This window comes from Pseudoalteromonas espejiana DSM 9414 (assembly GCF_002221525.1).
GTDB classification, from domain to species: domain Bacteria; phylum Pseudomonadota; class Gammaproteobacteria; order Enterobacterales; family Alteromonadaceae; genus Pseudoalteromonas; species Pseudoalteromonas espejiana.
Window position 1 is genome coordinate 2798805 of sequence record NZ_CP011028.1, and the last position, 14770, is coordinate 2813574.

At 48.1% G+C, this 14770-nt stretch carries 5 protein-coding genes (1 of these 5 running past the window's edge); 1 reads left to right on the forward strand and 4 read right to left on the reverse strand.

The genetic code is table 11. The features are described from left to right. The 4 genes in view from PESP_RS12720 to PESP_RS12735 are tightly spaced (at most 17 nt apart) and all read right to left on the reverse strand, a layout consistent with a single transcriptional unit that may run on beyond the window. A protein-coding gene (locus PESP_RS12720; protein ID WP_342744497.1) for an Ig-like domain-containing protein crosses the window boundary here: on the reverse strand, window positions 1-6346 show its beginning. 20714 nt of this gene lie to the left of the window's left edge; the window shows 6346 of its 27060 coding nt (coding positions 1-6346); the start codon lies at window positions 6344-6346; its stop codon lies beyond the left edge, outside the window. Window positions 6347-6363: 17 nt separating this feature from the next. Further along, complete coding sequence (locus PESP_RS20615; protein WP_245852070.1) at window positions 6364-6807, reverse strand: Ig-like domain-containing protein; 444 nt, start codon at window positions 6805-6807, stop codon at window positions 6364-6366. After that, window positions 6756-8300 carry an Ig-like domain-containing protein gene (locus PESP_RS12730; RefSeq protein ID WP_125939512.1) on the reverse strand — a complete coding sequence of 515 codons (1545 nt, stop codon included), beginning with the start codon at window positions 8298-8300 and terminating at the stop codon, window positions 6756-6758. Before PESP_RS12730 ends, PESP_RS20615 begins: the two co-directional genes overlap by 52 nt. Continuing rightward, complete coding sequence (locus PESP_RS12735) at window positions 8273-12529, reverse strand: beta strand repeat-containing protein (protein WP_164504426.1); 4257 nt, start codon at window positions 12527-12529, stop codon at window positions 8273-8275. The genes PESP_RS12730 and PESP_RS12735 overlap by 28 nt, the downstream gene beginning before the upstream one ends. 223 nt (window positions 12530-12752) lie before the next feature. Here PESP_RS12735 and PESP_RS12740 point away from each other — a divergent pair, with 223 nt between their 5' ends. Beyond that, entirely contained in the window at window positions 12753-14726 is a 1974-nt protein-coding gene (locus PESP_RS12740; protein ID WP_089348351.1) for a TolC family outer membrane protein, read from the forward strand. Window positions 14727-14770: the final 44 nt, after the last annotated feature.

The following is a 14770-nucleotide window of genomic DNA, read 5'->3' on the forward strand; positions in this document are numbered from 1 at the left end:
AGTTCCCTTCTGCTAAGTCTGTCGCTGGAGTGGCACTCCAGTTACCGTTGATATCGGTTTGCACATCAATGGTTTGAACTGCGTTGGCCGCATCCGTAAAGGTAACGGTGAGGGTGCTGTTTGGTGCATCACTGGTGCCTGTCACCGTTGGGGTGCTGTCGTTAGTGAGTATTGGCGCATCCACACTCACACTGGGCGCGGTGGTATCAATGTTACCGCTGGCGGTAATATCGTTGCTGTTGCCCGCTGCATCGCTAATAGTCGCTTCGATGCTGTAAGGGCCTTCGGCCAATGCGTTTGGCACTTCGACTGAGAAGTTGCCGCTGACATCCACGGTGGTGGTAAAGGTTTGCTCGACTCCTAAATCATCTGTAACAGTAAAGGTGATCACGGTGCCTTCTACCGCATCACTGGTGCCACTTAAGGTTGGGGTGACGTCGTTACTTGAACCTGGGCTGGTTAGCTCAAGCGTTGGGGCAATGGTGTCCACTTCCCCTGAGCCAGTTGCTGTTGCTTCATTGCCAGCGGCATCGCTTACGCTTGCACTTACTGTATAACTACCTTCAGCAAGGGCTGTTGTAACAGGCACTGACCACGTGCCACTTGCGCCCACTGTGGCGGTAATGGTTTGCGCTGCACCGGCACTGTCTGTCACAACAATTGTGACTTCGCTGCCTTGTGGTGCATCGCTTGTGCCCGAGATAGTCGGTGTTGTGTCATTCCCCACGCCGTTATCTGTAATAGCAAGGCTTGGTGCGGTTAAGTCAATCTCACCGGTTTCGCTCGCGCTGCCAATATTCCCTAGGCCATCGCCTACTTCGGCGGTGACCGTGTATTCGCCTTCAGCTAAATCACTCGGGGCATCAACACTCCATACACCACCCGTTACGGTCGTATCAACAGTCGTAATATTTCCTGCACTGTCTACAAACGTTAAGCTAATGGTGGTGCCATCGGCTGCATCGCTTGTCCCGTTAATGGTTGGCGTGGTGTCGTTGGTATCCACCAAGGCATTAATGCTAATACTTGGCGCAGTGGTATTCAGTGTCGCGGTTTCACTTAATGTGGTGGTGTTACCAGCGCTGTCGCTCACGCTTGCTTCAATGGTGAGCTCACCATCGCTTAAAGCGTTCGGTACATCCGCTGACCAGCTGCCATCAGCTTGTACTGTGGCGGTGAAGGTTTCGGTTGTGGTGCCATCGCTGACGCTGATACTAATCACCGTGCCCGCTGGCGCATTGCTGCTTCCGCTGATTGTCGGGGTGCTGTCGTTGGTCGCGCCTACGGTATCAAGCACAAGTGTTGGTGCTAAGGTATCAAGGGTGCCCACTTGCACGGCGCCCCCGGTATTGCCTGCTGCATCGGTAATGCTGGCTTGCACACTGTAACTGCCGTCTGGTAATTCAGGGCTGGTTGCTTGCCAGTTGCCGTCGGCATCGACGGTGGCGGTAATCGGTGTTTCATCGCCATTACTGTCGGTGATGACAATGTTTACAACGGTGCCTTCAGGCTCTGTTGAGGTACCACTAATAACTGGCGTACTGTCGTTGCCAAGGCCCAGTGCATCCACGCTCACAATCGGGGTGATGGTATCTACATTACCGCTGCTGTTTGCGGTGGTGTCATTGCCTGCGGCATCGGTAATACTGGCGCTCACAGTAAAGTCACCTTGTGCGAGCGCACTTGGCACTTCAATGTCCCAGTGGCCATCACTGCCAACGGTGGTAGTGATGGTTTGCACGGCGCCGTCGCTGTCGGTGACGGTGAGTGTGACCGTGCCACCAATTTCGTTACTGGTGCCTTGCAGTATTGGTGTTAAGTCGTTTACATCACCTACATTTTGTATCGTAAGCGTTGGTGCTTGCGTGTCGATAATGGTGGTTTCACTCACAGTGGTTTCGTTGCCCACGCTGTCGCGTACGCTCACTTCAATGGTGCTTTCCCCTTCGCTGAGTGGTGTACTTGGTGTCGCACTCCAATCACCATTTGCATCCACAAGCGCAGTGATGGTTTGTAGGTTGCCATCGCTGTCGGTCACCACAATGGTTACTTGTGCGCCTTCGCCCGCATCACTTGTGCCACTAATAACAGGGGTGTTGCTGTCGCTTTGTGCGTCAACCTCAACCGTCAGCGTTGGTGGGGTGTTATCAAAGTCATCTGAGCTTATTGTGCGTGTATTACCCGCTGCATCGGTGGCTGTGGCGATCACAGAGCCCACATCCAGCAAAGAAATATCTAAGCCAATAAGTGACCAATTACCATCGGCATCAGTTGTGGTGGTGTAGGTGGCACCAATACCACCGCCAACCAGTTGCTCGGTAATGGTGATTTCACTGCCTGCTGGCAAGTCAGAGGTACCACTTAAGGTAACTAATAAACCAAGCTCAAAGGTCGGCGTAAAGGCAAGCGCCGGTGGCGTTACATCCACTTCGCCCGTATCGCTGCCTATGCCGGTGTTGCCCGCCGCATCGGTGATACTGGCGCTAACACTGTAGTTCCCTTCTGCTAAGTCTGTCGCTGGAGTGGCACTCCAGTTACCGTTGATATCGGTTTGCACATCAATGGTTTGAACTGCGTTGGCCGCATCCGTAAAGGTAACGGTGAGGGTGCTGTTTGGTGCATCACTGGTGCCTGTCACCGTTGGGGTGCTGTCGTTAGTGAGTATTGGCGCATCCACACTCACACTGGGCGCGGTGGTATCAATGTTACCGCTGGCGGTAATATCGTTGCTGTTGCCCGCTGCATCGCTAATAGTCGCTTCGATGCTGTAAGGGCCTTCGGCCAATGCGTTTGGCACTTCGACTGAGAAGTTGCCGCTGACATCCACGGTGGTGGTAAAGGTTTGCTCGACTCCTAAATCATCTGTAACAGTAAAGGTGATCACGGTGCCTTCTACCGCATCACTGGTGCCACTTAAGGTTGGGGTGACGTCGTTACTTGAACCTGGGCTGGTTAGCTCAAGCGTTGGGGCAATGGTGTCCACTTCCCCTGAGCCAGTTGCTGTTGCTTCATTGCCAGCGGCATCGCTTACGCTTGCACTTACTGTATAACTACCTTCAGCAAGGGCTGTTGTAACAGGCACTGACCACGTGCCACTTGCGCCCACTGTGGCGGTAATGGTTTGCGCTGCACCGGCACTGTCTGTCACAACAATTGTGACTTCGCTGCCTTGTGGTGCATCGCTTGTGCCCGAGATAGTCGGTGTTGTGTCATTCCCCACGCCGTTATCTGTAATAGCAAGGCTTGGTGCGGTTAAGTCAATCTCACCGGTTTCGCTCGCGCTGCCAATATTCCCTAGGCCATCGCCTACTTCGGCGGTGACCGTGTATTCGCCTTCAGCTAAATCACTCGGGGCATCAACACTCCATACACCACCCGTTACGGTCGTATCAACAGTCGTAATATTTCCTGCACTGTCTACAAACGTTAAGCTAATGGTGGTGCCATCGGCTGCATCGCTTGTCCCGTTAATGGTTGGCGTGGTGTCGTTGGTATCCACCAAGGCATTAATGCTAATACTTGGCGCAGTGGTATTCAGTGTCGCGGTTTCACTTAATGTGGTGGTGTTACCAGCGCTGTCGCTCACGCTTGCTTCAATGGTGAGCTCACCATCGCTTAAAGCGTTCGGTACATCCGCTGACCAGCTGCCATCAGCTTGTACTGTGGCGGTGAAGGTTTCGGTTGTGGTGCCATCGCTGACGCTGATACTAATCACCGTGCCCGCTGGCGCATTGCTGCTTCCGCTGATTGTCGGGGTGCTGTCGTTGGTCGCGCCTACGGTATCAAGCACAAGTGTTGGTGCTAAGGTATCAAGGGTGCCCACTTGCACGGCGCCCCCGGTATTGCCTGCTGCATCGGTAATGCTGGCTTGCACACTGTAACTGCCGTCTGGTAATTCAGGGCTGGTTGCTTGCCAGTTGCCGTCGGCATCGACGGTGGCGGTAATCGGTGTTTCATCGCCATTACTGTCGGTGATGACAATGTTTACAACGGTGCCTTCAGGCTCTGTTGAGGTACCACTAATAACTGGCGTACTGTCGTTGCCAAGGCCCAGTGCATCCACGCTCACAATCGGGGTGATGGTATCTACATTACCGCTGCTGTTTGCAGTGGTGTCATTGCCCGCGGCATCGGTAATACTGGCGCTCACAGTAAAGTCACCTTGTGCGAGCGCACTTGGCACTTCAATGTCCCAGTGGCCATCACTACCAACAGTCGTGGTAATGGTTTGCACGGCGCCGTCGCTGTCGGTGACGGTGAGTGTGACCGTGCCGCCAATTTCGTTACTGGTGCCTTGCAAGGTCGGTGTTAGGTCGTTTACATCGCCCACGGTTTGTATGGTTAATGTGGGTGCTTGCGTGTCTAACGTAATTGTATCTGTAACTGTTGTTGTATTACCGGCTTCATCAGACACACTTACTTCTATGGTGTTATCACCTTCATTTAAATCTGTTTGTGGCGTTACTTCCCAGTTACCATTTGCATCTACTGTGGTGGTAAGTGTTTGTTCTAATCCATTTTCATCTGTAATAACAACCGTGATACTGGTACCAACGTCTGCATCACTAGTACCTGAAATAGTAGGCGTTGAGTCGTTGGTTATAGCTTCAAAGTCAACGGTTAAGCTAGGACCTGATGTATCTATGTTGCCGGTAGCCGTAGTTGAAGCGCTATTTCCTGCAGCATCAGACACTTCAGCTTCTACAGAGTAATCTCCCGAGGCCAGCTCTTGAGAAAGCTCAACACTCCAATTACCATCGACATCTGTTGTTGCGCTAAATGAGCGGACAACTCCTTGAGAGTCAGTAACCGTTAAACTTATAACTGTGCCTGAAACTACGCCTGTTGTGTTACCAGAAATAACCGGTGTTGTATCATTACTTGTTTCTAATTCATTGACTTGTATGGTTGGAGGCGTAATATCAATTACAGCATCAAGCTCTGCATTTGCGCTTCCACCACCTAGATCTGTTACTGTTGCACTAATTAAAATGGTGCCCTCAGCCAAATCGGCAGGCGGAGTAACACTCCATAGCCCGTTTTCATCAACAGTTGTCGTTAAAGTGATTACTGCACCCGCAGAGTCAGTGATCTGAACTTCAACCGATGAGCCGGCTTGTGCATTAAAAGTATCACCATTTATTTGAGGTGTTTGGTCGTTAGTTTCACCAATAACATCAATGGTTATAGTCAACGCGCTTGTATCAATTGTACCTGAAGCATTTGCAGTGCCTTCATTACCAGCGCTATCAATAATACTTGCATCTACAGAGTAGCTCCCTTCAGCTAAAGCCACAGGCACTTCAACTGTCCAACTTCCATCTGCAATTACTTGTGCCGTAATAGTTTGAACAGCACCATTAGCATCAGTCACAGTTAAAGTAATAGTTGAACCAGCAGGCTCACCGCTAACCGTACCTGAAATAGTAGGTGTTGTATCACTCGTATCACCTAACGCGTTAATAGTTACTATTGGCGCCGTGGTATCAACTTCACCGGTTGTAGTTGCTGTTGTTTCATTGCCCGCAGTATCGGTCACCGATACCTCAACCGTAAATTCGCCTTCACTTAATTCATTGGGTACATCCACACTAAAGGTGCCATCGGCTTGCACTTCAGTGGTGATGATTTGTGGGTTACCCGCTTCATCCGTAACTGTAATGGTAACAACGGTGCCTTCTGGTTCGCCCGTTGCGGTGCCTGAAACTGTCGGTGTGGTGTCGTTAGTATCGCCCACAGGGTCGATTATTACTGATGGTGCAGCCGTATCTACTTCGCCGGTTGTGGTTGCTGTGGTTTCATTTCCCGCGGTATCGGTAACCGATACCTCAACGGTGAATTCACCTTCACTTAATTCATTAGGCACATCCACGCTAAAGGTGCCATCGGCTTGCACTTCAGTGGTGATAATTTGTGGGTTACCCGCTTCATCAGTCACGGTAATTGTAACAACGGTGCCCTCTGGCTCGCCCGTTGCGGTGCCTGAAATTGTAGGCGTGGTGTCGTTAATATCGCCTACAGGGTCTATTATTACTGATGGCGCAGCCGTATCTACTTCACCTGTTGTGGTTTCGGTGGTTTCATTGCCCGCAGTATCGGTAACCGATACCTCAACCGTGAATTCGCCTTCGCTTAATTCGTTAGGTACATCCACACTAAAGGTGCCATCGGCTTGCACTTCGGTAGTGATTATTTGTGGGTTACCCGCTTCATCAGTAACTGTAATGGTAACAACGGTGCCTTCTGGCTCGCCCGTTGCGGTGCCTGAAATTGTGGGTGTGGTGTCGTTAGTATCGCCCACAGGGTTACCCGCTGCATCGGTGGCTGTGGCGATCACGGAGCCCACATCCAGTAATGAAATATCTAAGCCAATAAGAGACCAATTACCATCGGCATCAGTTGTGGTGGTGTAGGTGGCACCAATGCCACCGCCAACCAGTTGCTCGGTAATGGTATCACAGAGCCCACATCCAGCAAAGAAATATCTAAGCCAATAAGTGACCAATTACCATCGGCATCAGTTGTGGTGGTGTAGGTGGCACCAATGCCACCGCCAACCAGTTGCTCGGTAATGGTGATTTCACTGCCTGCTGGCAAGTCAGAGGTACCACTTAAGGTAACTAATAAACCAAGCTCAAAGGTCGGCGTAAAGGCAAGCGCCGGTGGCGTTACATCCACTTCGCCTGTATCACTGCCTGTCCCGGTGTTGCCCGCTGCATCGGTAATGCTGGCGCTAACACTGTAGTTCCCTTCTGCTAAGTCTGTCGCTGGAGTGGCACTCCAGTTACCGTTGATATCGGTTTGCACATCAATGGTTTGAACTGCGTTGGCCGCATCCGTAAAGGTAACGGTGAGGGTAAGGTCGGTGTAAAGGCAAGCGCCGGTGGCGTTACATCCACTTCGCCCGTATCGCTGCCTATGCCGGTGTTGCCCGCCGCATCGGTGATACTGGCGCTAACACTGTAGTTCCCTTCTGCTAAGTCTGTCGCTGGGGTGGCACTCCAGTTACCGTTGATATCGGTTTGTACATCAATGGTTTGAACTGCATTGGCCGCATCCGTAAAGGTAACGGTGAGGGTGCTGTTTGGTGCATCACTGGTGCCTGTCACCGTTGGGGTGCTGTCGTTAGTGAGTATTGGCGCATCCACACTCACACTGGGCGCGGTGGTATCAATGTTACCGCTGGCGGTAATATCGTTGCTGTTGCCCGCTGCATCGCTAATAGTCGCTTCGATGCTGTAAGGGCCTTCGGCCAATGCGTTTGGCACTTCGACTGAGAAGTTGCCGCTGACATCCACGGTGGTGGTAAAGGTTTGCTCGACTCCTAAATCATCTGTAACAGTAAAGGTGATCACGGTGCCTTCTACCGCATCACTGGTGCCACTTAAGGTTGGGGTGACGTCGTTACTTGAACCTGGGCTGGTTAGCTCAAGCGTTGGGGCAATGGTGTCCACTTCCCCTGAGCCAGTTGCTGTTGCTTCATTGCCAGCGGCATCGCTTACGCTTGCACTTACTGTATAACTACCTTCAGCAAGGGCTGTTGTAACAGGCACTGACCACGTGCCACTTGCGCCCACTGTGGCGGTAATGGTTTGCGCTGCACCGGCACTGTCTGTCACAACAATTGTGACTTCGCTGCCTTGTGGTGCATCGCTTGTGCCCGAGATAGTCGGTGTTGTGTCATTCCCCACGCCGTTATCTGTAATAGCAAGGCTTGGTGCGGTTAAGTCAATCTCACCGGTTTCGCTCGCGCTGCCAATATTCCCTAGGCCATCGCCTACTTCGGCGGTGACCGTGTATTCGCCTTCAGCTAAATCACTCGGGGCATCAACACTCCATACACCACCCGTTACGGTCGTATCAACAGTCGTAATATTTCCTGCACTGTCTACAAACGTTAAGCTAATGGTGGTGCCATCGGCTGCATCGCTTGTCCCGTTAATGGTTGGCGTGGTGTCGTTGGTATCCACCAAGGCATTAATGCTAATACTTGGCGCAGTGGTATTCAGTGTCGCGGTTTCACTTAATGTGGTGGTGTTACCAGCGCTGTCGCTCACGCTTGCTTCAATGGTGAGCTCACCATCGCTTAAAGCGTTCGGTACATCCGCTGACCAGCTGCCATCAGCTTGTACTGTGGCGGTGAAGGTTTCGGTTGTGGTGCCATCGCTGACGCTGATACTAATCACCGTGCCCGCTGGCGCATTGCTGCTTCCGCTGATTGTCGGGGTGCTGTCGTTGGTCGCGCCTACGGTATCAAGCACAAGTGTTGGTGCTAAGGTATCAAGGGTGCCCACTTGCACGGCGCCCCCGGTATTGCCTGCTGCATCGGTAATGCGGTGGTTTCATTACCCGCAGTATCGGTAACCGATACTTCAACGGTGAATTCACCTTCACTTAATTCATTCGGTACATCCACACTAAAGGTGCCATCAGCTTGCACTTCGGTAGTGATAATTTGCGGGTTACCCGCTTCATCAGTAACCGTAATAGTAACAACGGTGCCCTCTGGCTCGCCCGTTGCGGTGCCTGAAATTGTGGGTGTGGTGTCGTTAGTATCGCCCACAGGGTCGATTATCACTGATGGCGCGGCCGTATCCACTTCACCGGTTGTGGTTGCTGTGGTTTCATTACCCGCAGTATCGGTAACCGATACTTCAACAGTAAATTCACCTTCACTTAATTCATTGGGTACATCCACGCTAAAGGTGCCATCGGCTTGCACTTCGGTAGTGATGATTTGTGGATTACCCGCTTCATCAGTAACCGTAATAGTAACAACGGTGCCCTCTGGCTCACCCGTTGCGGTGCCTGAAATTGTGGGTGTGGTGTCGTTAATATCGCCTACAGGGTCGATTATGACTGATGGCGCAGCCGTATCTACTTCACCGGTTGTGGTTTCGGTGGTTTCATTACCCGCAGTATCGGTAACCGATACTTCAACAGTAAATTCACCTTCACTTAATTCATTGGGTACATCCACGCTAAAGGTGCCGTCAGCTTGCACTTCGGTAGTGATGATTTGTGGGTTACCCGCTTCATCGGTGACTGTAATGGTAACAACGGTGCCTTCTGGCTCACCCGTTGCGGTGCCTGAAATAGTAGGTGTTGTATCGTTAGTGTTGCCTACAGGATCAACAGTAACCGTTGGCGCGGCAGTATCAATAATGCCTGTAGTTGAAGCCGATGCTTCATTACCTGCTGAGTCAGTTGCCGTGGCTGTAATAGTAAACTCACCTTCAGCAATTGCATCCGTTGCGCCTACTTGCCAAGAGCCATCTTGTGCAACAACTGCAGTTAATGTTTGTGAATCGCCGTTTGAATCTGTCACTAATACGGTGATCAAACTTCCTGGCTCAACATCGCTTGTTGTGCCACTAAAGCTAGGGGTCGTGTCGTTAGAATCTGTAAATGGATTAACACTAATTGTTGGAGCCGTAAGGTCAATATTACCCGCTTGAGAATCTTGTGCAGTATTACCCGCGCTATCACTCACATTTGCTACAACAGTAAACTCACCTTCAGCCAGCGCTTGTGGCACATCAATATTCCATGTGCCATCGCCATTTATTGCAGTTACAAACTGTTGTTCAGCACCTGCACTATCGGTAACAATTACAGTCACTACACTGCCAGCAGATAACCCTTGGGTTGAACCTGAAATAGCAGGCGTTGTATCGTTGCTATCGCCTAAAGTATCTATGGTAACGCTAGGCGGTGTTAAATCAACGGTGCCTGTAACAGTTGCAGTACTGCTATTACCTGCTTCATCACTCACACTTGCAGTTACTGTAAAATCGCCTTCACTAAGCTCGTTTACAATATCGGCACTATAGCTTCCATCAGCATTAGTCACTGCGGTAATTGTTTGTTGATTACCGTTACTATCGGTAATTACCAGTGTTACTTCTGTACCTTGTGGTACATCCACTACACTGCCAGTAACACTTGGTGTTGTGTCGTTTGTATCTTCAATAGGATTAATAGTAATTGCAGGATCAGTTAAATCTATTTCGCCAACTTCGCTTGCAGAAGCCGTATTACCGGCCGCGTCAGTAACCGTTGCAACCACAGTAAACTGCCCTTCCACCAGCTCATCGGTTGCTTCTATTGACCAGGTTCCATCTGCATTAGTTGTTACTTGTACGGTTTCTGTTGCGCCATCGCTGCCTGTAAAGGTAACGGTAACTACCGCCCCGGCATCTACATCTTGTGTAGAACCGCTAATTGTTGGTGTGGTATCGTTTGTATCAATTATAAAGTTAATACTTACTGTTAAATCTACATTACCAACTGTACTTGCTTGTGCTTCATTACCTGAGTCATCAATTACTGCAGCAACAACGGTAAAATCACCTTCTGGTAGCGGCTGCGTAACCTGCGCAGTCCACGAGCCATCGTCTTGAGTTACCGCTAATAAAGTAAATGTGCTGCCATCACTTGCTGTAATAGTTAATGTAATGGTGGCGCCTGCAGGTACGTTACCGGTATTACCACTTAAAAATGGCGTGGTATCGTTTGTATCTGCAATCGAGTTTATTTGAATTGAGATAGGCGCAAAGGTCACTTCACCACTTGTTTGTGCTGATGCTTCATTACCCGCAGGGTCGCTAACCGTAGCTGTAACATTAAAGTCGCCACCAGGAATGGCACTGGGTGATTCAACACTCCATGTGCCATCGGCTTCAAGTGTTGTGGTCAATGTTTGTAGATTACCGTCACTGTCTGTTACTAAAACAGTGATTACTGAACCCTCTGGCGCACCATCAACACGCCCAACAAAAGTTGGAGTAGCATCGTTAGTATCAGCAATTGCTGTAACCGTGATTTCAGGGCTTGTTAGGTCAACTAAACCTTGTTCAATAGCTTGCGCTTGGTTACCCGCATTGTCAGTAACCGTTGCGTTTACATCAAACTCACCTTGCGCTAAAGGCGTCGATACACTGACAGACCAACTACCGTCATCGTTAGTTTGTGTTAAAAGCGTTTGGGTTTGACCATTAACATCAGTAATAACTACGGTAATTACTGAGCCTGCTGGCATATCTTGTACTGAACCTGTAATTACAGGTGTTGTATCTTGCGTATCTGCAATGGCATTAATTTCAACAATAGGTGCGGTTAAATCTATAATACCAGCATCACTTGCTAGTGCCTGATTTCCTACACTATCACTTACTTGCGCATCTACCGTAAAATCGCCCTCAGGTAATGCAGTTCCAACATCCACCGACCAGCTTCCATCTTCAGCGGTAACAGCAGTTAACAGCTGTACATCTCCTACGCTATTAGTAACCGTTATTGTTACCTCTGTGCCTTGCGGTACGCCACTGGTTGTACCGGTTAAAGGAGGCGTTGCATTATTCGTCTCTCCTGCAACCGTTACACTAATTTCAGGCGCTGTTAGGTCAACACTTGCAATAGCTTGGTCTATCGCTTGGTTACCAGCGGCATCTACTGCTACAGCATTTACACTAAACTCGCCCTCTGCTAATGGCGACGTGGTTGTAATGCTCCAATTGCCTTGTGCATCTACTTGCGTAACAACTGTTTGCTGAGTACCCGTACTATCTGTAAGCGTTACAGATACATTATCACCGGTATTTAAACCCGCAACAGAGCCTGTTACCGTAACCGTTTGCGATGCAGAGTCAGCAACTGGGTCAATATTAATAACAGGTGCTGTGGTATCAATTTCAATAGAAATAGCATCGTTAAACGCATTACCATCAGGGTCTACTGCCTCAACAACAACATCAACTGGGCCATCAGCTATTGGGTTTGGTAGTGTGATTTCAAATGTGCCATCGGGACCAATAACCGCAGTAACTACTTGCGAGTTACCATCTTCATCTGTCACCGTTATATTAACAGTTTCACCGATAAGGTTTTCACTAGTACCGCTAATAGTAGGTTGAGATGAGTTAGTTATTCCTAATTCATTTAATGATATAGACGCAGTGCTATCATCAGGCACAATCCCATCTGAAGTGTCTCGTAAATTAAATGCCTCGGTTGAATTAGGGTCAAAGCTAGAATCAAACGCCACACTGTTAGGGTCAACACTTTCAGAAATACGAGTGAGCTGTACAAAAGAATTACCACCGCCAGAACCCGCAGCACCACCGCCGCCGGCAGCCGTTGCTTCTAAGTTATCTAAAATGTCACCATCGCCCTCTAGGGCATCTAAAAAGTCGGTTACATCAGCATTTGCAGCTGTTTGACCTTCGTTATTATCACCTTGCTCTAAGCTCGCTATTGCTGCATCAAGGCTGTCATCAAATACAGTGGTTTCGCTGCTTTCTCGTGCTTCTTTAGCTATTAAATCTGGCGTAATTTTTACATTTTGATTAGCAGGGATTGAAAGTGTCTCGCCTTGCACATCAATCATTAACGATGAATTGTCGGCTGTTACTACTAAATCGCCAACAGAAATAGTATCGCCCACCTCAAGTGGTTTAATTGTGCCGTCTTCTAAAACAACACCTGCAGAACCTTTTAGGTCAATAACTAATAATTGATTAGATTCCATTGTACTTTCCTCAAACATAAAAATTAACAAACTATTAATTTAAATGTAGAACAACAAAGCACATTAGATACTGTACTCAGGTACAGTTTTTATAAAATCGCTAAAATAAAAAAGTGGTAGAAAAATTATTTTATGCTAGCCAAAACGATTATTTGCGAAAACGGGATTTTTTGACTAAACCATATGTAGGTATTGATAGCCAAAGACACTCTAAGAGGAAGAAATGATTACAAAAAATACTTTGCTAAAGCGAAAAGGCACGCTGCTTATAGGTTTAACGCTAAGTGCGCTTAGTGTTCCTAATGTTGTACTAGCGGATAACAATTCGGTAGCACCACTTACTTACGTTTCGAGTAAAGCTATTGAAAATAATCCGGAGGTGCAAGAAGCATGGCATGCATTTAAGTCGTCAATTTATGGCGTTGATGCTGCTCGCTCAGGTTACTTACCCAGTGTTGATGTATCTGCAAGTGCTGGATATGAGCGACGTAACTACGGCATAGAAAAAGAGTACAACCGTAACACGGCAGAGCTAAGCGTTACGCAAATGCTTTACGATGGTTTTAGAACCTCAAACACTGTTGAACGTTTTGAAAGAATTCAACTTATTAGATACTTTGAGCTGATGTCGCAAACAGAACAAACAGCACTCGAAGCCTCAGTTGCTTTTTTAGACGTACAAAAATTTAAAGAGCTTGTAATACTTGCCGAAGAAAACTTGCAAGAGCACGAGTCGGTATACCAACAAATAGAACAAAGTGTTGGGGCCGGTGTTGCCCGAGCTGCAGATTTAGAGCAAATTAGCGGGCGTTTATCTTTGGCGCAATCAAATGTACTTACAGAGTATGCAAACCTTCACGATGTAACAGCGCGCTATTTACGTGTAGTTGGAGAACTCCCAGTAAGCGATATTAAGCAAGCAAAGTTAGATGAGCAAAATGTGCCTATTTCAATTAATCAGGCATTAGATATTGCCTATAAAAACAGCCCTGAGTTTTACGCTTCGCTTTATAACATAGAAGCACAAAAAGCGAACGCTGAAGCACAAAAAGCAGCGTTTCATCCAAACGTTGATTTATCTGCCCGCTATGGCAGCCAAGACAGAGACGAGCTGGGCTTAAACGAAACCAGAACAGAAGCACGAGTAGGTATTGATTTAACTTACAACCTTTACAATGGTGGATTAGACAGTGCTAACCTTGAACAAGCCTACCAAGATGTAAATATAGCTAAATACCAGCGCGACCAAGCCTGTGTTGATATTCGCCAAAGTTTACAAATTGCTTATCACAACGTGAATATTATTGAGCAAAAACTCCCTACCCTAGATAACTACAAAAACTCATCTAACAGAGTAAAAGTAGCTTATCGCGATCAGTTCGATATTGGTCAGCGCACATTACTAGACGTATTAGATGCAGAAAACGAAGCGTTTCAGTCTAACCGCTCATACATTGTGGCCCAATACGACAGACAAACAGCCATATTAACTATGCTTAGCGAAATGGGTAAGTTATTGCCAGCGCTTGACGTTATGTCTGATAAATACCCTTCATTAAAAGAGTTAACAGACGACCCTATCGTGCATGACGCACAAAATATCTGCCCTAGCTACGATGTAGCTGCAACATTTAAACGCAAAGCATTTTTAGAAAAAAAAGCCAAACAAGATAATGCTTACATGAGCGTAACAGCAATGCCTAGGTACTTAGATATGCCTGCAGAAACAGACTTAACTAATAGCTTTGCAGATGATGACAACGACGGTGTACCCAATGAGCAAGATACCTGCCCAAGCACGCCTGCAGCAACTAACGTCGACCTTTCTGGCTGTACTTTATATAGCGAAGCAACTGACTCGGTTGAAATAGGTATTCCGTTTGCTGCCGATTCAAGCCAAGTGCGTCCTGAGTACATACGCGAAGTTGAAAAGCTTGCTGAGTTTTTAAAAAACAACCCTGATAAAAAAGTAGAAATACAAGGTCATGCATCTTTAGATGGAGACAAAATATATAACCGAAAACTCTCAGAGCAGCGTGCATTTTCGGTCGCACAAATGTTAATTGAGCAATTTGATATTCAAACCAGTCGAGTAACGTCGTTTGGATATGGAATAGACCAACCTAAAGTAAATGAAATTTCGGTGCGTGCCAATGCTGCTAATCGTCGAATTGAGGCGGTTATTACCGATAGCTAAGAGGTACTTCAAACACAAAATATAATTGTTCTACCTAACATTGG